The organism is Streptomyces afghaniensis (assembly GCF_044327915.1).
GTDB classification, from domain to species: domain Bacteria; phylum Actinomycetota; class Actinomycetes; order Streptomycetales; family Streptomycetaceae; genus Streptomyces; species Streptomyces afghaniensis.
Genome location: NZ_JBIRGJ010000002.1, coordinates 473,072 through 495,788, shown reverse-complemented (window position 1 = coordinate 495,788; position 22,717 = coordinate 473,072). Strand labels below are relative to the sequence as shown.

The following is a 22,717-nucleotide window of genomic DNA, read 5'->3' as shown; positions in this document are numbered from 1 at the left end:
TACGGGGGAGGCGAGTTAGCGCGATGAAGTTCGACATGGGGTCGCAGACGCTGTCGACGTTGCAGCGTGACACGCGTGGTTCGACGGATGACCTGGGTGGTCTGGTCCGTCAGTTGGTGGCGGCGGCGCAGCCGCTGGAGGGTAAGTTCAACGGTTCGGGCCGTGTGATGTTCAACCAGTTCAAGGCGCGGGCGGATCGGATCGCGTCGGATCTGAACTCGTCGCTGTCGGCGATCCTGGGCGGTCAGTCGGGCATGGACTCGGCGTTCTCCTCGGGCGACCAGGAGCAGGGTGACAACGCGCGTCAGCAGATGTCGGCGGCGAACTTCGACGCCGCGCGTTTCCGCTGAGGGCTGGCGGCGTTCGGTTGCTGCCGGTGTTTCGCCGGTTGGGTTTCTGGTTGTGTTCGGTTTCTCGGGGAGTGGTGTGTGATGGCAGGCGCGGGTTCGGACCGCAGGTCGTATGACACGGGTGCGTCGGCGGACGCGCAGTCCAACATCCAGGGGGTGATCGGCCGTCTGGAGTCGCTGATCACCGAGCGTGACAAGCAGGTGAAGGCGGCGATGGCCGACTTCACGGCGGATGGCGTGGCGGATGAGTACCACGGCAAGGAACAGCGGTGGAACAAGGCCTCGCAAGAGGTCAAGAACATCATTCATCTGCTGAAGACGACGCTGGAGAAGAACGACGGCACGGCGCAGTCGACGATTCAGCGTGCGAAGGCGGCGGTGGACAACATCGGCTGAGCAGCCGCTGTTGCCGCTGTAGGTGTGTCGGTGAAGTTCGTTGGTTGTGTGTGACGGGGGTTTTCGGTGCCCGGCTGGGATTTGAAGCCGCAGGGTATTTCGCATGTGCTGAAGACGACGGGTGATGCGGCGTCGAAGCTGGAGAAGTACGCCAAGGCGTTCGGTGAGCATCTGACGTCGGCGGCGTCCAGCGCGGGCACCGTCTCCGCCGAGGGCGGCGGTGAGGGCGGCGAGAAGGCGCAGGGCGGTCTGGTCGCTTTGGCGTTGTCGCAGTTCGCGGAGCACGCGACGAAGGATCTGAAGTTCGTCGCGGCGCGGGCGGGCAAGTCGTTGCAGGGCGCGGTGGATGCCACCACGGCGTATCTGAACGGTGACGAGGAGATGGCGGCGGAGGCCCAGCGCAAGACGCTGCAGGCGCCCGCCGTGGATCTGCCGGGAGTCGGTAAGCGGTGATCCAGCCGGAGAAGATCCCGCAGTTCACGGGGAATCTGGAGCAGCTGGAGACCGACTACGCGGATCTGAAGAAGGACGCGGGTCATGTCCGGGACGCCGGCGGGGACATCCACTCCCGCTTCCAGGGCTTGTCGGCGTTCTATCAGGCTCCGGAGGCGGAGCAGTTGTTCGCCACGACGAAGCCGGTCAAGGAGAAGGCGGACGCGTTCGCCGATGACCTTCAGACGGTGTCGGGGGCGTTGTCGTCGTATGCGACGGAGATCCGGCCGCTGGTGGCGAAGCTGAAGCGGCTGAAGGCCGAGGCGGTGGCTTTCGTCGACTCGGTCAAGGACGACGACGAGTGGGAGTACGACGAGGACAAGGTCGACGAGCACAACAAGCTGCGCGATGAGATCACCGCGACGGTCGCGGCGTTCTGGGCGGCGGAGCGGACCTGCCACAACAAGATCACCGCCTTGTGGGGCGGGACGCAGATGGTGGCCGGGGACGGTTCGGAGAAGAAGAACCAGTACGGCTTCAACGCCGAGGACATGAAGAACGCCAAACTCCCCTGGGGTGACCCGGTGGAGGAGAAGCACCACTGGTACGAGGTCGGCCACTGGGTGAAGTCCTTCGTCTGGGACGGGCTGATCGTCGACGGTATCTGGGGCACGATCAAGGGCCTGGGCACCCTGGTCGGCTTCGGTGGCTGGGAGGCGATGGGGCAGGCCTGGAAGGGCCTGGCGCAGCTGGCGACCGGCCTGGTCATCACCTCGATCCCCGGGGCGCAGGCGTGGTTCTGGACGGCGTCGGACAAGGAGATGCCGGGCTGGCTGCGTGATTCGCGCACGGCGATGAAGGAGACCGGCAAGGCGCTGGTGGCGTGGGATCAGTGGGGCAAGAATCCCGCCCGTGCCGCCGGAGCGGTCACGTTCAACGTGGTCACGACGGTCTTCACCGGTGGTGCGGGTGCCGCGGCCTCGGGCGCGGGCAAGGCGGGAGCGGTCGCCAAGGCCCTGTCGGTGGCGGGCAAGGCGGGCCGGGTCATCGACCCGATGACCTACATAGCCAAGGGCGCGGGCGCCGGCCTGTCCAAGATCGGCGACATCGCCAAGGGCCTGAAGGGCGTCGGCAACATCGACATCCCCACGCTCCCCGACGGCTCGGTCCACCTCCCCGACGGCCACCAGCTGGCCCCGGACGGCAACCTCGTCTCGCCCAACGGCACGATCGACACGACACCGGCCCCCCACGGCACCACCCCGACGGTCCCCCAGGGCACCACCCCGACCGTCCCGCACGGCACCACCCCGACGCTTCCGGCCCACTGGACGACGCAGGGCGCCCCGACACCGTCGTACGCGGGGGCTCCCCACGGCGTCGACGGAGCCGCGCACACGGTGGACAACGCGGCCGGTCCGGGGCACTACACCACACCCCCCACGGCCCCGATCCACACCCCGGGCGGCACCTTCGACCCGACGCCCGCTCCGTCCGCGTACGACCAGACGCCGACCGGCGCACCGTACGGCCAGGCGCCGTCCGGCGCACCGTACGGCCAGACGCCGACCGGTTCGCCGTACGGCCACGCGCCGTCGCCGGGCACCTACGATCACGCACCGGCTCCGTCGGCGTACGACCAGGCGCCTCCGCCCTCGTCCTACGACACGACACCGACCACCACACCGCATATGGGCGGTCACCCCGGTGCGGGGACTCCCTGGTACAGCCAGACCACGGGTACCAACCCGGTGCACGACGCCCCGGCCGCGCCGCACACGGGCGGTCATGACGTCCCCGGCACCGGCGGCCACGGCTACGACGCCCCTGGCGCCGGTCACGCCGACGACGCCTCGCACGGCGCCGGCCACGCGGGCGACGCGGTGCACGCCGGCGATCACACGGACATCGGCCACGGAGCGGCCGACGCCGCCGTGCACCACGGCACAGACACGCCGGTGGCTCCGGGACACCAGGGCACGGACGTACCCGGGCACGGCGGGGCCGGGGAACCGTTCGAGTACAAGCCGATCATGTCGGCGGACGAGTTCGATGACCTGGCCACCGATGCGGAGCGGCACGCGGTGGCCACGGCGGAGCTGGAGCGGGGTACCAACCCCTACCCCAGCACCAGCAACAAGGCGGGCAAGGAATACGGCGACGCGTACTGGAACGACTTCCTGGACAACCTGGACCCCAAGGCCAAGGGGGCGCTGGAGAGGTACAGCAGCTTCTACTACAAGAGCATCAACGGCCAGCTGCGGGACGTCGATGTGCCTCTGAAGCCCCAGGTGAAGGATCTCGTCGACGACATGGACCGGGTCATGGGCGGCCGCCCTGTCCCCGAGGACATCATGGTCGTCCGAGGGACGGAATATGACCACGTCCTCAAGGAGGTGAACTCGGTGCTGGACATGGAGGGCAGAACCTTCACGGACGACGGGTTCACCTCCACGTCGCTCGGCAAGACCGCGGCCTTCGACCACCAGCCGATGATCATGCACCTTCGGGTACCGCAGGGCACGCCGGCCCTCTGGATCGACCACATCTCCCTGAACAAGGGCGAGCGGGAGTTGTTGCTCGCTCGCGGTTCGCAGTACAAGGTGACGCGCGTCTTCCAGGACATGGCCGGCAAGTGGCACGTCTATGGAGAGGTCCTGCCGAGGCGGCCCTAGCGGACGCCCCCGCCAGGGAGCACCAACAGGGGAGACGTCGTCGCGGGCCATGCCGATACACGGAGAATGGACTTCATGAGCAGCGAGAAACCAATCACGTCGCGCTTCGAAGAGGACCTGCAGTTCAAGCAGGTGGCAGGCCCGGAGACGTACAGCGTCACCACCGAAGGGCCTGTCGTGTACCTGAGCGTCGCCGACCGTACAGGCACTGTCATCGGTTACGTGTGGGCGAACGACGGGGACGACGCGGCCGGCTGGGTCGTGCCGCCGGGTCTGTCGGCCAACGCCGTCAACGCCGGTGGCAGGTGGGTGCGGGCTCTGCGGGCGGGCAAGGCCCGGCAGCTCGCTCCCACTGCCCTCCTCGCCGAGCTGGCGCGCGGCACGAACGACGGCCGGCAGAGCCACGCAGTTCCGGGCTCCCTCTCCGAGGCGCCAACGCTTGCCGATCTCAAGGAGCAGGTCTCTGGTGGCTGAACCTGACCCACGGCTGCGACGAGGACGATGCCGCTCCCTGGGAACCGAGGCAGGCCGCCGGACCCCGGGCATTCGCCGAGAACCGTCAACCAGCGCCTGACTCACAGCGCGCAACCGTTCGTGATTCTGCGCGAGTACCAGCAGAAGGGGCGTGACCTTGAGCCGCGGACGGCTCGTGCCTCCCCGCCTAACCGAGTCCCTGCCGTGGGAGGAAGCCGACAGCCCGCCGCGCTATGACAGGACCACCGACAAGCCGGTGCGGTACGCGGACGTCGTGGACCGAGCCGGTACGGTCCTCGGGTACGTGTGGGTGAATGACGAGGACGATGCGGCCGGATGGCAGTATCGCCGAGCAGGCGGCGACGCGTTCAACATGGGCGCTCTGTGGGCCGCCGAGCTTCACGAGGCGAAGGCCCAGGGCCTCACTCCTTCAGCCGCGCTGGCCAAGATGACCCGTGAGTACGGCCCGGAGGACCCCAGCCGCATCGACCCCGGTTCCCTGGCCGAAGCGCCCAGCCTCCAGGCGGTCAAAGGCCTGGCCACGAAGAGCTGAGCCCCCGCACCTCCTCGATGCCCTGACGCTGCCGCAGTAGTGGCAGAGAAAGCGAACCATGAGCATGGAACGACCGGTCAACCCGCGCTTCGAAGAGGATCTTCAGTTCAGGGAGAAGCCGGGCGGACCGGCGCGGTACCAGGACTGGACCGAGAACCCGGTGCAGTACTTCACCGTGGTGGACAAGGAGAACGGCTCGGTCCTCGGGTACCTCTGGGCCGGTGACGCGGACGACGCCGCCGCCTATGAACCGCGGAAGGCGGGTGGCCCTCGGGCGGTGAACGCGGGTATGTCCTGGATCAGCCGGCTGCGCGAGGGGAAGGCGCGCGAGCTCCGTCCCTCGCAGACCCTCGCCGAGCCGTACGGCGACCCGCAGCCCGGCGGCCGTGGCCGCCCCCTGCCCGGCTCCCTCACCGAGGCCCCGAATGCCGCAGCCGTCGAAACCCTGGCGCAGAGTGAGTAACCACAACGCATGACCAACCCCGTGCACTACATCACCGTCACCGCCCCCGACGGCGAGGTGATCGGATACGCCTGGGCGGCCCCGGACGCCGACGACGTCGAGTGGATCAACCGGCGGGCGAGCAGCAGCAGCGCCTACGACGCGGGGACGCAGTGGTACGGCCGGGTCCGTGCGGCTCGCGAGCGTGGGCTCACGCCCCTCGGTGTGCTCAACCTGCTCAGTCACGAACCCGGCGTCGGGCCCGTCACCGAAGCCGCCGGCGCCGAAGCCGTCGAGGAACTCGCCCGCGTCGTCACCCCGGCCGACGACCAGCGCCTCCTCGCCCAGCTCCACCGCGACGACGCCGAGGCGTGGCGGGAGCTCGGCGAGGCCTTCGACGCGCTCACGGACGAGGACCGGGACGTGCAGTGGGGCGGTGGGCAGAAGTCGCCGAGCGGCGCCATCCACGTGCCGTTCCCCAAGTACAGCGAGGGCGTGTTCCGGGCCGTCCACGCCCTCCACCGCGTCGGTGCGGTCACGCCCGAGCACCGGTGGATGGACAACCCCATGCCCACGCTCCCCCCGGAGGGCGGGCTGCGGCCCGCCGACGCCGTGCGGGCCGCCACCGCCGTCGTGCGCGGGGAGAAGTTCTGCGACGGGACCATCGACGAGGCCCTCAAGAGCGGCCTCCTGGACGCCGTCGTCGCATCGCTCCGCGCCTGGTACGCCGATCCCGCCGCCGCGCAGCCCGCATCCCCGGCCGTAGCCCGTCCCGAGGGCCCCGAGCCCCGCCGTCTTCCGGAACAGGACCTTCCGGAGCGCCCGGATCCGTCCCTCCCCCTGTGCAGGTTCTGCGGAGGTTCTCCCGCCGCGGACGTCGCGTTCCGCGCGCACCGGGGCCTCGTCCTCCTCATGGGATTCCGGAAGACGGACGGTCCGATGTGCATGACCTGCGGGCTGGCCGTGTACCGCGCGCTGACCACCCACACACTCGCCTGGGGCTGGTGGAGCCCCCTGTCCCTCTTCGTCTTCGGGCCGTTGACGCTGGTCCGCAACGTCCTGGCCGTGCGCAGGGTGAAGGCGCTCCCCGCGCCGGGGCCGGGCACGCTCGGCCCGCGCTACGACCCCGGCGTACCCGTGCGGCGGCGGCCCCGGGCGTACATCGCGATCGTCCCCGCCCTGTGGGTGCTCTTCGTGATCGTGACAGGGCTGTCGGGCGGTGTGTGAAGACGTGTGGGGAGTGCCGCACCCCGGTTGTGCGCGTGGCGCGTTCGTGTCTTATGTTGCGGAAGCGAAGCTAGGGGGGATCGCATGCCGCAGGAGATGAGTCTCGCCGAGGTCGAGGCCGTCGCTTGCACCGCGCACGCCGGGCAGACGGACAAGGCCGGGCGGCCGTACGCCGAGCATCTGTCGGCCGTCGCCGACGGCGTGCGCGCCCGGGGCGGGAACGACGAACTGGTGGCCGCCGCCTGGCTGCACGACGCGCTGGAGGACGGCGTCCTCAGCGAGGAGTGGCTCGACGCGGCCGCCCTCACGCAGCGCACCAAGGACGTCGTACGGGCCATGACCAAGCGGCCGGACGAGGAGCCGGAGGCGTACGCCCGCCGGATCCTGGACACCCCGGGCGCCCGGCTGGTCAAGGCCGCCGACCTCGCGCACAACGCCGATCCCCACCGCCTCGCCGCACTCGACGAGCACACCGCCCGGCGGCTCACCCGGAAGTACGCCGCCATGCGGAAGCGCCTGGGCCTGGCCCCGGACGACTGACCACGGATCAACAAGGCACAGGACGACTGAATGGCACGGGACTACGACAGCCAGCTGCTGGAGTCGGTGGCGGTGCGCCGGCGCCGGATGCGCGACGCGCTGCTGTTCGGCACGCAGCGCGCGCGACGGACGGCGGACGAGCGGTTCGGCAAGGTCTTCGCGGGCATCGCGATCGCCGCCGTACTGTGCGCCGGCTGCATCGGCTGGTCCTTCCTCCAGGCCACGCTGGCGAAGCAGAAGGCCGAGGAGAAGAAGCAGCAACAGCAGCAGGAGCAGCAGTACGCCCCGACGCCCGCCGCCTCCGCGAGCGGTGCCGGCGGCAAGGGTGCGGAGAAACAGTGAACGGGGCGTGCGCGGCCGGCGCGAGCGGATCGCAGCGCGGCCGTGGCCGAAAAAACGCGATGATAGGTTCCGGTGAGTGGTGAGCGCAGCAACGATGTCTCGGACCCAGCTGAGCCGGGTCACCCTGATCGGCGAGCGACGACGAGCCGACCTGGTCCTGCCGTCGGACACACCGATCGGCCAATTGCTTCCGGACATACTCCAGTTGCTGGACGACCGGGCCGCCACCCGGCCGACCACCCGGCAGCTGATCACCTCCGACGGATCGGCGCTGCCCCATGACGCGACGCTGGCGTCGGCCGAGGTGCCCGACGGCGCCGTGCTCCGCCTCGTCCGGGCGCACGCCGCACCGCCGGCGCCGGTCGTGCACGACGTCACCGACCAGGTCGCGGACGACCTCGACCTGAGGACCTGGCGCTGGCGCCCGGCCGCCCGCCGCATCAGCGCCGGCGTGGCCACCGTGGTGTTCGCCGTGGCCGCGGCCGTCCTGGCCCGGCAGGAGTTCTCCCTGGAGTCCGTCACCACGGGGCTCGCGGTCGTCACCGTCCTGTTCCTGATCGTCGGCGCGGCCATCGCCCGGATCGGCCAGGGCAACCAGGGCCTGGCCACCGCGCTGCTGCTCGCCTCCGGCGGGCTCGGCCTGCTGACCGCCTGGACCGCCGCCGACGCCTACGACTGGGGCGGGACGGCCCGGCTGGCCGGTATCGCCGCAGCACTGGTGGTCACCCTCGTGCTGCTGGCCTACTGCTCGCCGCTCGGCAAGGGCGGCCTGATCGGGGCCGGGGCGATCGTCGTGGTCGCCCTGGTGTGGGAGGCCGTCGCCCTCCTCCAGGACCGGGCGGACCGGATCGGCGCCGTGATGGCCGTGTTCTCCATCATCCTGCTCGGGCTGCTGCCCCGGTTCGCGCTGATGGCCTCGGGACTCACCGCCCTGGACGACAAGCGCTCCACGGGAACGTCCGTGAGCCGCCACCAGGTCGCCAACGCCCTCGCCGCCACCCACCGCGGGCTCGCCCTCGCCACCATCGTCACCGCGGCGTCCGCCGCCCTCGGCGGCTGGATGCTGACCACCGCGAAGGAGCCGACCGTCTGGACGGTGGGCCTCGCCTCGCTCGTGGCCGTCGTCCTGCTGTCCCGGGCCCGGGCCTTCCCCCTGGTCGCCGAGGTCGTGGCACTGTTCGCGGCGGCCGCGCTGCTCGTCGTGCGCCTCGCGGTGCTGTGGCTGGACCACGCCGGGGGAGCGGGTGCGCTGGTGCTGCTGGGGGCCGCGGCACTGCTGCCGCTGCTGGTCCTGGGCATCGAGCCGCCCGACCACGTCCGGGTGCGGCTGCGCAGGTTCGCCGACCTGATCGAGTCCCTCGGCGTGATCGGGCTCTTCCCGCTCGCCATCGGGGCGTTCGGCATCTACGGGCAGCTGCTCAACAAGTTCTGAGGCTTCGAAGACCAGACGCCCACCCTGTCGCTCCCGCGGAACGACACGGCGGGACGTGGCAGGAGAGAAGGGCGACATGCCGAGCGGGGACAACTGGCAGAACGACGTGCTGCGCGATCTGAGGGGCGGCACGCCCCAGCAGCCGCAGCAGACGTCCCAGCAGCGGGACCGGCAGCAGGCGGCGGCACAGCAGGCGGCCCCGCAGCAGGGACAGGGGCACGGACACGGGCAGGGAGAACAGGGGCCGGCACCGGCCTACGGCTACCCGCAGCAGTACCAGCAGCCCACGTCCGCCGAGCAGCAGCACGCGCAACAGCAGGCGTACGCCGAGCAGTACGCGGCCGCGCAACGGCAGGCCTATCCCGCGCAGGGACAGCAGCCCTACCACGACCCGGCCTACGCCCAGCAGGCCTACGCCGAACAGCAGGCCTATGCCCGGCAGCAGGCGTACGCCGAACAGCAGGCCTACGCCGAGCAGCACCAGCAGGTGCAGCACCAGCACGCGCAGCAGCAGGCGTACACGGAACAGCAGCAGCACCAGCACGCCCAGCAGCAGGCCTACGCCGAACAGCAGGCGTACGCCGGGCAACAGGCCTACGCCGAGCAGCAGGCCCACGCCGAACAGCAGGCCCACGCCGAACGGCACGCGGCCGAGCAGCAGCCGGCCCAGCAGGAGCAGCCCCAGCCGCAGCAGTACGTGCAGCAGGCCCCCGCGCCCCGCGCCCGCGCCTCCCGTTCCACCCCCGACAGCCGTCCGGTCCTGGACCAGAAGCTCGCCGGGGCGGGCAGGGGACCCCGGCGCGGGGAGCCGTTCGCCGCGCGCGCCCTGAGGGCCGTACGCCGTACCGTTTCCTCCTCCGCGGCCCGTGAGGTGGCGGAGACCACCGCGACCGCCGAGATCCTCCAGCAGCCGGTCACCACCGGCCGCCAGATAGCGGTGACGTCGATCCGCGGCGGCTCCGGCAAGACGACGGTCGCCGCGCTGCTGACCGCCACCTACGCCCACTACCGCCAGGACCCCGTCCTGGCCGTCGAGGCCGACCCGGCGCTCGGCTCGCTGCCGCTGCGGCTCGGCGCGGAGAGCCTGCGCTGGACCACCGGCGACCTCGCCGACGTCGTCGAACCGCAGATGACGCTCCTCGACATCACCGGCTACCTCGTCCAACTGCCCGAGAACGCCTGGCTGCTGCCCGGCAGCCAGGGACAGGTCGGGGCCATGCTCGACACCAAGGGCTACGAGCGGATCATGGTGGCGATGCGCCGCTACTTCGGCGTGACCGTCGCCGACTGCGAGACGCTGCCCGCCGAGGTCGCCCGCACCGCCCTGTCCGCCGCCCAGGCCCGGATCCTCACGGTCCCCGCGACGCTGGAGGGCATCGCCAGCACGCACGCGGTCCTGGAGTGGATGCGCGGGCTGCCCCGGGACATCACCACCTCCACCGTCGTCGTGCTCACCGAGACCGTGCCGCACACCGGCATCGACCTGGAGAAGGCGGCCGAGCAGCTGAAGGCGACGGGGGCGAGCGTGCGGGTCCTGCCCTACGACCGGCATCTGGCGGCCGGCGGCACGATCCGCACCGAGCTGCTCGCACGGGACACCAGGGAGGCCGCCACCCGCCTGGCGGCGGAGGCCTTCCAGCTCTCCCACAAGCGCCGCTGACCCCTCCCGCACACGAAGGGAACCCAGGACCGACAGGACAGGTCAACCACGATGAGCACCCGACTGATCCACCGGCCGGCCCGGACCACCAGGCCCCCGGCCGCCCCCGAACCGCGCACCATCGAGGCCCCGCCGAACCTGCCCGACGGCAAGACGGGCTCGATCGCGACCTCGCTGCTGCCCGTCGCCGGCGTGATGTCCTCCGTCGTGATGATGACGGTCGTGCGCAACAGCCAGTTCGCGGGGCTGGGCGCGATCATCCTCCTCGTCACCGTCATCGGCTCGCTCGTGATGCTCTTCACCCAGCGAGGCAAGGCTCAGCGCACCCGCCGCACCCAGCGCGAGGCCTACCTCTCCTACCTGGAGGACCTGCGGGAGGAGCTGTCGAAGGAGGAGCGGGAGCGGCGCGAGAGCACCCAGGTGCTCAACCCGCCGCCGGACGCGCTGTACGACATCGTGCGCGACCCGGCCCGGCTGTGGGAGCGGCGCCGGCTCGACGCCGACTTCCTGCGGGTCCGCGTCGGCACCGGCGAGATGCCGGTGCGCGACCTGAAGGTGGCCCCGCCTGGATCCTCCGTGCTCACCCCGCCCGACGAGTTCATGCTGAACGAGGCCTCCGCCCTGGTCGCGCGCTTCGCCAACGGCACCGAACTCCCGCTCACCGTCCCGCTCGACCGCGTCGGCAACATCACCGTCATCGGCCGGCGCGAGGACACCCTGCGCGTCGCCCGCGCACTGATCGCGCAGGCCGCCGCCACGCACGCCCCCGACGACGTGGCCATGGCCCTGGCCGTGCCCGGCGACCGGATCGCCGACTGGGAGTGGGCCAAGTGGCTGCCGCACCTGCTCGACGCCGAGCAGTTCGACGGCCCCGTCGCCGCCCGCCGCATCGCGCCCTCCCTGCCCCAGCTGGCCCGGCAGATCGGCGCCGAACTGCGCCGCCGCGCCTCCTACGCGGCCGAGGTCCGCCGCGGCCTGTCCGGCAAGGACGCCCTCGCCATGACGTCCCGGCTGCTCGTCCTCGCCGACGCGCACGGCGGCGACGCGGTGGACCTGCCGCGCCCCGACGACGCGGTGGGCCTGCGGGACATGAGCGTCACCGTGCTGCACCTGCTCGACCAGCGCGTGCAGGAGCCCGGCAGCGTGGGCGTGCGCATCACCGTCGACGGCGAGCGCGTCGTCATCGAGGACCTGCGCGAGAAGGAGCCGATCAGCGCCCGCGGCACCGTCGACGAGATCGGCGTCCCCTTCGCCGAGGGCCTCGCCCGGATGCTCGCCCCGCTGCGGCTGTCCGCGGAGTCGATGGTCGACGCCCCGCTCACCGGCCCGGTCGACTTCGCCCAGCTGCTCGGCATCGACGACGTGGCCGAACTCGACCTCCACCGGCTGTGGGCGCCGCGCGGCGAACGCGCCTTCCTGCGCGTGCCGATCGGCGTCAGCGACGCCAAGGAGCCCGTGCTCCTCGACCTGAAGGAATCCTCCGAGCTGGGCATGGGCCCGCACGGCCTGTGCGTCGGCGCCACCGGCTCCGGCAAGTCGGAGCTGCTGCGCACCCTCGTCCTCGCCCTGGTCGCCACGCACCCGCCGGAGGACCTGGCCATGGTCCTCGTCGACTACAAGGGCGGCGCCACCTTCGCCCCGTTCGCTCACCTGCCGCACGTCGCCGGTGTCATCACCAACCTGGAGAACCAGGCCGGCCTGGTCGAGCGCGTCCACGCCTCCCTCGCCGGCGAGGTCAAGCGTCGCCAGCAGGTGCTCAAGGACGCGGGCAACGTCGCCGACATCGGCCACTACGCCGCGCTGCGCGCCGAGAAGCGCCCCGACCTGGAGCCGCTGCCGCACCTGTTCGTCGTGATCGACGAGTTCGGCGAACTCCTCACCGCCAAGCCGGACTTCATCGACCTGTTCCTGTCCATCGGCCGGATCGGCCGGTCCATCGGCGTGCACCTGCTGCTGTCCAGCCAGCGCATCGAAGCCGGCAAGCTCAAGGGCCTGGAGACCTACCTGTCGTACCGGCTCGGTCTGCGCACCTTCTCCCCGGACGAGTCCCGTACGGTCCTGGACACCACGGACGCCTTCCACCTGCCCCCGCTGCCCGGCTTCGGCTACCTCAAGGTCGACACCAGCCACTACGAGCGGTTCAAGGCCAGTTACGTCTCCGGCGCCTACCGCGGCCCCGTCCAGCACGAGGACGAGGACACCGGGCCCCTCGCCCTGGAGTACCAGGCCTACAACACCCTCGGCCAGGGGGACTCCGAGGCGCCCGATGAGCCGCAGATGCGGCGCCGGGAGACCGGCCCCACCGAGATGGGCGTGATGATCGACCAGCTGGAGCGGTCCGGTGCCCGCGCGGTGCGCCAGATCTGGCTGCCCCCGCTGCCCGCCGCGGTCCCACTCGACAAGGTCGCCGGCCCGGTGCAGGTCGGTGCGCGCGGCATGCAGCTCGCGGGGCGCCGCGGCCCGCTCCAGGTGCCACTGGGCACGATCGACGACCCGACCAGGCAGTGGCAGGGCCAGTGGTACCTGGACCTGACGCTCGCCGGCGGCCACGCCGCGATCATCGGCGGCCCCCAGTCCGGCAAGACCACCCTGCTGCGCACCCTCGCCCTCTCGCTGGCGCTGACCCACACCCCGCAGGAAGTAGGCATCTACGGCCTCGACCTGGTCGGCGGCGGCCTGCAGGCCCTGTCGGGGCTGCCGCACGTCGGCGGCATCGCCGGCCGGGCCGACCGGGAGCGCGCGGCCCGCACCATCGACTCGGTGCGCGCCATGCTCGACCAGCGCGAGGAACTGTTCCGGGTGCACGGCATCGACTCGCTGGAGCAGCTGCGCACCCTGCGTGCCGCGGGCCGGGTGCCCGAGCTGGCCAGCACCGAGATCGTGCTGCTCATCGACGGCTTCGGCGCGCTGCGCGACGACTTCGAGGACCTCGACGAACCGGTCGTCGACATCCTCAAGCGGGGCAGCGGCTACGGCATCCACGTCGTCGCCGGCATGCTGCGCTGGAACGACGTGCGCATCGCCACCCAGTCCCAGTTCGGCACCCGCGTCGAACTGCGGCTGAACGACCCGAGCGAGTCCAGCATCGACCGCAAGCTCGGCGAGACCCTCTCGCCCGAGGAGAAGGGCCGCGTCCTCACCGACCGCAAGCTCTTCGCCCAGGTCGCCCTGCCCCGCACCGACGGCCTCGCCGACACCGCCGACCTCGGCGCGGTCCTGGAGACCACCGCCCGGCAGATCCGCGCCACCTGGACCGGCGAGGTCGCCCAGCCAGTGCGTGTGCTGCCGCACGTGCTGGAGGCGCACCAGCTGCCCGGCCCGGCCACCGAGCCGCGCCGCGTCCCGGTCGGCCTGGACCAGACGCAGCTGGCCCCCGTCCCGCTCGACCTGTTCCACCACGACCAGCACCTGCTGATCATGGGCGACAGCGAGTGCGGCAAGACCAACCTGCTCAAGGTGATCGCCCGCGGCCTGATCGAGCGCTACAGCGACAAGGAGCTCGTCTTCGGCGTCTTCGACCCGCGCCGGGGCCTGCGCGGCGTCATCCCGGAGGAGTACCGGGGCGGCTACGCCTACAACACCAAGCTGTGCGCCGGTCTCGCCGCCGGCATCGCCTCCGAACTGGAGAAGCGGCTGCCCGACGAGAGCGCCGACGGCGCCGACCTGGAGCCGGGCAGCTTCTCCGGCCCGCGGATCGTGATCCTCGTCGACGACTACGACGTCCTCACCACGGCGGGTCAGCAGCCGCTCGCGCCCTTCGTGCCGTACATCCCCTCGGCCGTCGACATCGGACTGCACTTCGTCCTCACCCGTCGCGTCGCGGGCGCCTCCCGGGGCCTGTACGAGCCGCTGCTGCAGAGCCTGCGCGAGTCGGGCGCCTCGGCGCTGGTGATGTCGGGCGACCGCAGCGAGGGGCAGCTCTTCCCCGGCGTGTACGCCGGTCAGCAGCCGCCCGGCCGGGGCGTGCTGGTCCGCAGGGGCGAACCGAGCCGGCTCATCCAGACCGTCTACGAGGGGACGAGGTAAACGCGTGACGAAGGATGTCATCGCCCTCACGAAGAAGATGCCCGACCCGCTGAGCGTGCTCGCCGGCCTGCTCTCCGGAGGGCCGGACCTGCTGGCGGGCACCGAGGGCGAGGGAGCCGTGGTGCAGCTCTGCGACCAGCAGGGCCGCCCGCTCGTCTCCGTCGAAGCGCCGCTGCTCGTGCAGGTCAGGGGAGAGGCCGAGCGGCTGCTCGGCGCCCAGGAGCCGGAGGTGCCGTACTGGTGGACCGAGGCCCGGGCCACCACCGGCGTCCAGGAGGCCGAGGAACTCGCCGGGACGTTCGCCGCCCGTATCGCCACGCTGGTCGGCGGGACGGCCTGGCCGCCGCAGGCCGCGTGGTCGATGGCCGTGGTCAAGACGGACGGGATGAGGGTGGCGCCGGCGCCGGCCGCCGCCCAGCCGGCCGTGGACGTGCTCACCGACAAGGTCGCCGTCGTCATCCAGGACCGCCCCGTGGTCGCGATGACGGCCTGGCTGTCGGACGCCTTCCGCGCCGCCGGGAACGCCGGCCTGGGACTCCAGATCGTCACCCCCGCGGGCACCCGCCTCTCCCCGGCGGTACGCAACAGCCTGCCGGGCTGGCCCTGCCGCTGGGTGGTGCAGGACGACCGGGACGGCTACTACGACGGTCTGACCGGAGCGGTCCTCCAGTGGAGCAACGGCCTGTTCGCGACGGTCGAGTCACCGGAGGCGACCCCGGAGGACCCGCGCACACCCGTCGCCGCCTCCTTCCAGGAGGGCATTCAGGACACGGGCGAACGCCAGCTGGCGATCTCCTTCCGCACCGTTCACCCGGCCGACGACCGGCTCGTTCTCGGCGGTGCCGTGGAAGCCGTCTGGCGGGACGTCACCGGTGAGCCACCGGCGGGCTGGGGCACCGAGGAGCCGGCCAACCTCCCCTGGTCGCTGCGGCAGTTGACCGACGTGGCCCACGAGCGGGCGCCCGAGCCGACCTGGCTGGTGGTCGTCGGCACGCCGGAGCGGCCGGGCCTGGCGACGGTGCGCATCACCCGGACGAAGGCCGGCGTGGAGGAGGACGTGACGCTGGTCTTCGGCTACGGACCGGACGAGCAGATCCCGACGGACGCCGTGGCCGTCGCGGCGGAGAGCCTCGCCACCCGGCACGACCTCCAGTCGATGCTGGTCCAGATCCGCCGGGCCCGCCGCGACCTGTCCGTCCCGGCCCGCTTCGAAGGCCCCGGCGTGCCCTACGCGTTCGTGCTGGGAGCCGAGGAGGTCCGCACGATGCCGGGCGACCGGGCCCGCCGCACACCGCTGCCCGAGGCGCCGCGGGAACTGGGCCCGAAGACCCGTCCGGCGCTGTACTACGCGTTCCGGGGCGACCCGTCGGACCTGTCGGGCTGGCAGGACTTCGAGCGCCTGATGAGACACCTGAAGGGCTCGTAATCCCCGCTTGCGGCATGTGAGGTGCCTGAGACCCTGAGACGCCTGGGCCGCAACAGCTCAAGGGCCCGCACTCGTCGCGAGTGCGGGCCCTTGGACTGTCCTGGTCCCAGGCGGTCAGCCCACGGTTGCCTTCTCACGCTCGCGCCGCTCGGCGCTCTGGCGCTCACGGGCCACCTCGGCCGCGTCCCGCTTGAAGGCCCACTCCATCTTCGGCTCCATCGCGAACCGGAAGACCCGCTGCACCGGCTTGGTGCACAGCACCGTCACGACGGCGGCCGCGGCAATGGTCACGGCGATCTCACCGAGCGGCTGGTGCATCCACGTCGGCTCGAACCAGCCCTGGTAGTCACCGGCCTTCACCAGGAAGCCGTGCAGCAGGTAGCCGTAGAGCGTGCCGGCGCCGAGCGCGGTGAACCACATGTGGCGGCGCGGCACCCAGGCGAAGAAACAGGCGGTCAGCACCAGGGAGCAGCCGAACATCGCGAGCACCATGACCGGGCCGGTCCACCACGGCGCGCCCAGCTCCTGTGCGGCGTCCCGGTGGTAGAACCAGGCGGTGTTCATGCGCGGCACGGCCCACCAGCTGAAGGCCAGCGCGACGGCGAACACGGGCACCGAGGCGATCCGCACGGAACGCCGGCGCACCATGTGGAAGTGCTCGGGCTTCATCACCAGGCCCAGCACGAAGAACGGCAGGAACTGGAGCACCCGCTGGAGGTCGAGGTCGTCACCGATCTCCGGGCTGACGGTCGCCAGCATGGCGAGGCCGAGCGCGAGCGGCAGCGGCCAGCGCGCCATCTTCCAGATGGGGGTGGTCAGCCGCCAGACGAACAGCGCGCACAGGAACCAGGTCAGGTACCACGGGTCGAGGAGGCTGATCTCCTGGTGCGGATCGTTGTCGATGAACCGCTTGAAGAGCGGGTAGGCCGTCTCGAAGACGATGTACGGCACGGCCACGCCGGTGATGAGGCGCTTGAGCCGGTCGGGCCGCATGTCGAAGCTGCGCGAGAAGTAGCCGGAGATGATGATGAACGCCGGCATGTGGAACGCGTAGACGACCTGGTACGCGGCCTCGAGTATCCGGCTGTCGCCCTTGAGCGGTTCCCAGGCGTGGCCCATGGCCACGAGCACGATCGCAAGGTACTTGGCGTTGTCGAAGAAGGCGTCGCGCTGCTTGCCGTTCTGCTTCTTCTGGGGGCTCTGCGGCGAGCGCGGGCTCGGCACTCCGTCGGCAGAGGACTGTGCCGGGGGAAGTGGCGCCCTGCGGTCGCCGTTCGGTCGCAGCGAGTTTGTCACAGACCCTCCCACCAGGAGCTCGGGGAGACGATCCGGGACCTCGCTGCGCTTGCGGGGGACGAGGCAGCGTGGAACATCTGAGGCACCCTAGCGTTCCCTGCAGCTATTCGTAAAACGCCGGATGTGAATCCTGGCTATTCGCTGTGGGTACCCCGGATTTCGGGTAGTTGACGTCCTTGCGGGAGTGATGGCCAACACATCACCGGGCGGCGGACTGTGTTCATCACACCCGCCCCGCTTGTCGTGATACTTCCGGACTAAGCGGCGCATAAGACCAGCAGGCGACTCCGGCGGAATGTCCACTTCCGTGCCGCTCCGACGTATGCCCGCAGGGCTGTTGGGAACTTGCGGGGGCAATTCGAATTAGCTGCGAACGCGTTGTGTGGACACGGAAACGATTCGGTCGAATTCCCTGTGCGGGTGGCCCGTCGAATTCCCGTACGAGTCCCCGTCGTTCGGCCCCTCACGCCGGGCGGCGCACACCGGTCCCGACACGAGTGACGTGGCCGATCCGTCACGGGCCGCATAGCCCGGCCAGGTTGGTGGCACGATGGTTCTGGCGGGGTGCGCGGGGTTGCGTCCCCGGGCCGGGAGAGCGGACCGACCGAGGGTGTGATCAGTTGTGGCCATTTCACTGTCTGTGGTGCTGCTGTTGGCGATCATCCTTGTGGTGTTGCTGAGAGGGGGATCCATCAAGGCAGGGCCGGCGATCGTGGCGATCCTCTTCGGCTTCTTCCTCGCCTCGACCGGCATGGCCCCGTCCATCAACCGGTTCCTCAACTCGATAGCGGAGACCATCAACTCCATCAGCTTCTGACCGGGCCGCTGCCCGCCGGCCCGGAAAGCGTGCGGATACGCTCCTCCCCGACCAGGGGACAGTGCGTGACGGGGGACCGTACGGGGGCTGCGCGACTTGGACCCGGCCGAGGTGGGCGGTTACTGCATCGAGGACCGCCTCGGCTCCGGCGGCATGGGTGTGGTCTACCTGGCCCGTTCGGCCTCCGGCCGACCCCTCGCGATCAAGGTCGTGCACGGCCAGTACGCCGACGACGAGTTCCGCGCCCGTTTCCGCCGCGAGGTGGCCGCCGCCCGTCAGGTCAGCGGGGCCTTCACGGCCCCCGTCGTCGACGCGGACGCCGACGCGCCGCGCCCCTGGATGGCCACGCTCTGCATACCGGGCGCCGACCTCGGCACCCACGTCCGCCGGCACGGCCCGCTCCCCCTGCCCCGCCTGCGCGAACTCGCCGCAGGGCTCGCCGACGACGGCCCCCGCGTCATCGACTTCGGCATCTCCCGCGCCGCCGAGTTCGCCGCCTCCGACGTCCGGCCGCCGACATCTTCTCCCTCGGCTCGGTCCTGACCTGCGCCGCCACCCGTCGCGGCCCCTTCGACAGCCCGAGCCCCTACGAGACGGCTCTGCGGGTCGTCGAGGGCGAACCGGAACTCTCCGGCGTACCGGACGAACTGCTCCCCGTCATCCGCCTCTGCCTGGAGAAGCATCACAAGGCCCGCCCCACCGTGGACCAGCTGCTCACCCTGCTCCGCGAGGGCAACGCCCCCGCCGCCCACCCCCTGCCCACCACCGGTTCGTCCCCGGGCGCCCGGCCGACCGAGCCCGCCGGGACGGTATGGCCGGACCCGGCACCTGCCGAGCAGGACGGAGAACAGCCGCACCGAGGAGACCCACGCGATACAGCCGGGACCCCGACCCCGACGCCGGCCCCCGAGGCCCCGCGCCCCGGCAGCCGCCGCAGCCGTCGCCCGCTGCTGCTCACGGCCGCCCTGACCGCCGTGCTCGCCGCGGTCGTCACCACCACCGTCGTCCTCACACGCGGCGGCGGCCCCGCCCCCTCGTCCGCCGCGACGCCGGCCGACCTCACCGACGGCTGGAAGCCCTGGACGGCCCAGGCCAAGGCCCCGGAGGGGGCCAGGCGCACACCGGGCCGCGACTCCTCCTTCCAGCGCTGCACCTCCGTGGGCCCGTCCCTGGTGTGCGCCGGTGCCCAGATCATGGCGACCCGCTTCGACCTCGCCGGGGGCCACAACACCTGGTCCCGGTTCGTGGACCCCACCGCGCCGGACGGCTCCTCCTTCGACGAGGGCGCGATCATCGGCACGGACCGAGGCCGCGTCTGCGCCTACCAGGCGGACGAGCGTCAGATGGCGGGCGGCGCCGGCCCGCTGTTCACCTACACCGTCGCCGCCCTGGCCGCCGACACCGGCAAGGTGCTCTGGCGGACCCGGACGGCCCTCGGCCAGACGGCGAGCGTTCCCGACGGCGAGCAGGGCGGCACCACAGCCGTCCCCGAAGGCGTCATCACGCTGTACGGCGACCAGGGCGAGCAGTACGCCCTGCTCGACGCCGACACCGGCGAGGTCCGCTGGAAGCGCCCGCGGCCGCAGGTCGCGGACGACTGCCGACTGCGCACCGCGACCGAGCGTGCCTACCTGATCTGCACGACCGGCAGGTGGCACAAGGGCACCGCCCGGACCAGCGTCTCCCAGCTCAGCGCGGCGACCGGCAAACCGAGCTGGACGGTCGAGGCGAAGGGCGCCCTGGACGTGCTCGGCCAGGACGGCGACCACCTGGTGCTCGCGGACGAGGTCTCGCCGGGCGGCGGCCTCACCCTGGTCGACGTCTCCTCCCGCGCGCTCACCGCCGTACGGGTCTTCCGCAAGCATGCCGACGCGTCCGGCGTGTACCTCGTCCGCGGAACCGTCTACTTCACCCGCGACAGCGGCGGCGTCAGCGCGGTCTCGCCGCGCACGGGCCGGACCCTGTGGGACGGCGGTCGAAGGCACCCGCTCCGGCCGCGACGACAGCGGCCCCGCCGACAACACCTCGGGCGCCCCCCTCACTCTGGTCGGCGACGCCCTGTACATCCCGTACGGAGAGCGGTCGGTCTACACGGTCGACGTACGCGACCTGTGAACCCCGGACCGCCGGATCAGGCCGAATCCGCTCGACCGCTCGACCGCCGACGAGATAGAACGAGCGCCATGAGCTGGGTTGCCAACGTGATGATCTCGGCCGCTGACGCCGACCGGGCCAACGTCGAGGCGCTGAGCGCCTGGCTGAGCGCAGAGGCCCCGCACCGCGGCCGGCCGGACGCCTCCGGCGTCGGCGACCTCAACCTCCTCACCGACCAGGACCCCGGATGGGGTGGCTGGAAGTGGCCGGAGTGCCAGGTATGGGCGGGTGCTCTCAACCACTGTGACCTCGACGCGCTCAGGAAGCGGGTCGCCGAGACGCCCTGGCGGGAGCCGAACGTGGTGCAGCTCCTCGTCATGGACCAGGAGGAATCGTTCTTCCGCCTGTGGATGATCCGGGGCGGCGAACTGAGGCAGTACGCACCCCTGACGCCGTCCGAAGAGGACGCCGGCTTCTACCTGACCTGATCGTCGGAGGGGCGAAGGCCATCGACCACGCGGAAGCGCTCGTCCGAGTCGACGACCAAACGATTCAGGGCCAGGTCGGAGGAATGATCCTCCGACCTGGCCCTGAGCCATTAAGAGCGGGCGACGGGAATCGAACCCGCGTAGCTAGTTTGGAAGACTAGGGCTCTACCATTGAGCTACGCCCGCACAGCACGCGCCGCAGGTCGGGCGACCGCGGCACTGAAGGCATCGTAGCGGGTCGGGCCCGTCCGTCGCACACCGCATTCCCGCCGTGGCCGACGCGGCACGGGCCCTGTGGAAATGCGGAGGCCGCACCGCCTGGCGGCATGTACCCTACGTGTCGCACCAGACGGGGTGTGGCGCAGCTTGGTAGCGCGTCCGCTTTGGGAGCGGAAGGCCGTGGGTTCAAATCCCGCCACCCCGACCAGCCATCCGGTCACCTCGCGTGATCGTCTCCTGATCACTCGCGTGATCGCCTTTTGGGCGGTGTAGTCGCTGCCGTTACTATGCAAGCTGCACGCCCGTGTGTCTCATCGTCTGAAGTCCTCCGGGCGGCGAAATCCGCCGGGCCGCTCTGGCACCGGCAGAACCCAAGAAGTCAGCCACAAGGAGACCGAACCGTGAAGAGCGCCGTGGAGACCCTGAACCCGACTCGGGTTCGGCTCACTGTCGAGGTGCCCTTCGAGGAGCTCAAGGACAGCCTCGACGCGGCGTACAAGAAGATCAACCAGCAGGTCACGGTGAAGGGCTTCCGCAAGGGCAAGGTCCCGGCCCGGGTCATCGACCAGCGGTTCGGCCGCGGTGCGGTGCTGGAGGAGGCCGTCAACGACGCGCTGCCGAAGTTCTACACCGACGCGGTCAACGAGGCCGAGCTGAGCCCCCTGGGCCAGCCCGAGGTCGACATCACGGAGCTGAAGGACGGCGAGACGCTGAACTTCACGGCCGAGGTCGACATCCGCCCCGCGATCGAGATCCCGGACTACTCCGGCATCGAGGTCGAGGTCGACGCCGTCGAGGTCACCGAGGAGGACGTCGACAAGGCGGTCGAGGAGCTGCGCGAGCGCTTCGCCTCCACCGCCCCGGTCGAGCGTGCCGCCGAGGACGGCGACGTCGTGACGATCGACCTGGAGGCCAAGGTCGAGGGCGAGGTCCTCGAGGACGGCGTCGCGAACGGCGTCTCCTACACCATCGGCTCCGGCGAGCTGCTGGACGGCATCGACGACGCCGTGAAGGGCCTGGAGGCCGGTGGCGAGGCCACCTTCACCTCCGAGCTCAAGGGCGGCTCCGCCGCCGGCAAGGAGGCCGAGGTCACCGTCAAGGTCACCCAGGTCGCCAAGCGTGAACTGCCTGAGCTGGACGACGAGTTCGCGCAGCTCGCCTCCGAGTTCGACACCATCGAGGAGCTGCGCGCCGACAGCCGCAAGCGCCTGGAGAACATGAAGCAGTACGACCAGGCCACGCAGGCCCAGGAGCGCGTCCTGGAGAAGCTGCTCGAGCTGGTCGAGGTCCCCGTCCCCGAGAAGCTGCTCGAGGACGAGGTCAACACGCGCAAGCACAACCTGGAGCACCACCAGCTCGGCCAGATGGGTCTGGACCTCCCGAAGTACCTGGAGATCCAGGGCAAGAGCGAGGAGGAGTTCGAGACCGAGACCCGCGAGGCCGCGGTCAAGGGCATCAAGACCCAGTTCGTCCTCGACGAGCTCGTCAAGCAGGAGAAGCTCAACGTCAACCAGGAGGAGCTCACCGAGCACCTCATGCGGCGTGCGGCCTCCTCCGGCATGTCCCCCGACCAGTTCGCCCAGGCCGTCGTCGAGGGCGGCCAGGTCCCGCTCCTGGTCGGCGAGGTCGCCCGCGGCAAGGCCCTGGCCGTCGTGGTCGAGAAGGCCACGGTCAAGGACACCAACGGCGAGATCATCGACCTCGACGACGAGGACGAGGAGTCCGAGGCCGAGGCCACGGAGGCCTCCGCCGAGGAGACCCCGGCCGAGACCGCCGAGGAGAAGGCCGAGGAGAAGACCGAGGGCTGAGCCCCCGGGCACTTCGTGAC

At 71.0% G+C, this 22,717-nt stretch carries 17 protein-coding genes, 2 tRNA genes and 1 pseudogene; 18 read left to right on the top strand and 2 right to left on the bottom strand.

Going from position 1 to position 22,717, the window contains the following annotated elements; translation table 11 throughout:
* Positions 1–23: 23 nt before the first annotated feature.
* The 14 genes from ACH4G3_RS08450 (at position 24) to ACH4G3_RS08385 (ending at position 15,975) form a co-directional block, all read left to right on the top strand.
* Positions 24–350 (top strand): hypothetical protein, encoded by a 327-nt coding sequence (locus tag ACH4G3_RS08450; RefSeq protein ID WP_020274286.1) that lies wholly within the window; start codon positions 24–26, stop codon positions 348–350.
* Positions 351–431: 81 nt separating this feature from the next.
* Positions 432–746, top strand: coding sequence for a pore-forming ESAT-6 family protein (locus ACH4G3_RS08445; protein WP_397624096.1), 315 nt, complete (start codon positions 432–434; stop codon positions 744–746).
* 66 nt (positions 747–812) lie between these two features.
* Positions 813–1,199, top strand: coding sequence for a DUF6507 family protein (locus ACH4G3_RS08440; protein WP_037670701.1), 387 nt, complete (start codon positions 813–815; stop codon positions 1,197–1,199).
* Complete coding sequence (locus ACH4G3_RS08435) at positions 1,196–3,853, top strand: ADP-ribosyltransferase (protein ID WP_397623741.1); 2,658 nt, start codon at positions 1,196–1,198, stop codon at positions 3,851–3,853. Before ACH4G3_RS08440 ends, ACH4G3_RS08435 begins: the two co-directional genes overlap by 4 nt.
* Before the next feature lie 75 nt (positions 3,854–3,928).
* Complete coding sequence (locus ACH4G3_RS08430) at positions 3,929–4,327, top strand: hypothetical protein (protein ID WP_397623740.1); 399 nt, start codon at positions 3,929–3,931, stop codon at positions 4,325–4,327.
* Between the two features lie 175 nt (positions 4,328–4,502).
* The gene (locus ACH4G3_RS08425) at positions 4,503–4,880 is read left to right on the top strand and encodes a hypothetical protein (protein WP_397623739.1); all 378 of its coding nucleotides are present in this window, start codon (positions 4,503–4,505) and stop codon (positions 4,878–4,880) included.
* A 58-nt stretch (positions 4,881–4,938) separates the two neighbouring features.
* Positions 4,939–5,343, top strand: coding sequence for a hypothetical protein (locus ACH4G3_RS08420; RefSeq protein WP_397623738.1), 405 nt, complete (start codon positions 4,939–4,941; stop codon positions 5,341–5,343).
* A gap of 9 nt (positions 5,344–5,352) precedes the next feature.
* Positions 5,353–6,549, top strand: a complete 1,197-nt coding sequence (locus ACH4G3_RS08415; protein ID WP_397623737.1) for a DUF6508 domain-containing protein — start codon at positions 5,353–5,355, stop codon at positions 6,547–6,549.
* An 84-nt stretch (positions 6,550–6,633) separates the two neighbouring features.
* Entirely contained in the window at positions 6,634–7,089 is a 456-nt protein-coding gene (locus ACH4G3_RS08410; RefSeq protein WP_397623736.1) for a phosphohydrolase, read from the top strand.
* 30 nt (positions 7,090–7,119) lie between these two features.
* The gene (locus ACH4G3_RS08405) at positions 7,120–7,431 is read left to right on the top strand and encodes a hypothetical protein (protein ID WP_397623735.1); all 312 of its coding nucleotides are present in this window, start codon (positions 7,120–7,122) and stop codon (positions 7,429–7,431) included.
* 94 nt (positions 7,432–7,525) lie between these two features.
* Positions 7,526–8,863 carry a type VII secretion integral membrane protein EccD gene (gene eccD, locus ACH4G3_RS08400; RefSeq protein WP_397623734.1) on the top strand — a complete coding sequence of 446 codons (1,338 nt, stop codon included), beginning with the start codon at positions 7,526–7,528 and terminating at the stop codon, positions 8,861–8,863.
* A gap of 55 nt (positions 8,864–8,918) precedes the next feature.
* The gene (locus tag ACH4G3_RS08395) at positions 8,919–10,523 is read left to right on the top strand and encodes a MinD/ParA family ATP-binding protein (protein WP_397623733.1); all 1,605 of its coding nucleotides are present in this window, start codon (positions 8,919–8,921) and stop codon (positions 10,521–10,523) included.
* 51 nt (positions 10,524–10,574) lie between these two features.
* Positions 10,575–14,549, top strand: coding sequence for a type VII secretion protein EccCa (gene eccCa, locus ACH4G3_RS08390; RefSeq protein ID WP_397623732.1), 3,975 nt, complete (start codon positions 10,575–10,577; stop codon positions 14,547–14,549).
* Between the two features lie 4 nt (positions 14,550–14,553).
* Positions 14,554–15,975 (top strand): DUF6177 family protein, encoded by a 1,422-nt coding sequence (locus ACH4G3_RS08385; protein WP_397623731.1) that lies wholly within the window; start codon positions 14,554–14,556, stop codon positions 15,973–15,975.
* 114 nt (positions 15,976–16,089) lie between these two features.
* Here ACH4G3_RS08385 and ACH4G3_RS08380 read toward each other — a convergent pair whose 3' ends face one another.
* On the bottom strand, positions 16,090–17,199 hold the full coding sequence (locus ACH4G3_RS08380) for an acyltransferase family protein (RefSeq protein ID WP_397623730.1): 1,110 nt from the start codon (positions 17,197–17,199) through the stop codon (positions 16,090–16,092).
* 694 nt (positions 17,200–17,893) lie between these two features.
* Between ACH4G3_RS08380 and ACH4G3_RS08375 the strand changes: the two genes are divergently transcribed.
* A complete protein-coding gene (locus ACH4G3_RS08375; protein WP_010041885.1) occupies positions 17,894–18,088 on the top strand; it encodes a hypothetical protein in 195 nt (64 codons plus the stop codon).
* 87 nt (positions 18,089–18,175) lie between these two features.
* A pseudogene (locus tag ACH4G3_RS08365) lies at positions 18,176–20,670 on the top strand (outer membrane protein assembly factor BamB family protein).
* A gap of 115 nt (positions 20,671–20,785) precedes the next feature.
* Here the strand turns inward: ACH4G3_RS08365 and ACH4G3_RS08360 are convergent.
* Positions 20,786–20,856, bottom strand: a tRNA-Gly gene (locus ACH4G3_RS08360).
* Between the two features lie 164 nt (positions 20,857–21,020).
* On the opposite strand from ACH4G3_RS08360, the gene ACH4G3_RS08355 reads away from it, so the two are divergent.
* Both ACH4G3_RS08355 and tig read left to right on the top strand, forming a co-directional pair.
* Positions 21,021–21,097 (top strand) — tRNA-Pro (locus ACH4G3_RS08355).
* Positions 21,098–21,290: 193 nt separating this feature from the next.
* Complete coding sequence (gene tig, locus ACH4G3_RS08350) at positions 21,291–22,697, top strand: trigger factor (protein WP_397623727.1); 1,407 nt, start codon at positions 21,291–21,293, stop codon at positions 22,695–22,697.
* Positions 22,698–22,717 lie beyond the last annotated feature (20 nt).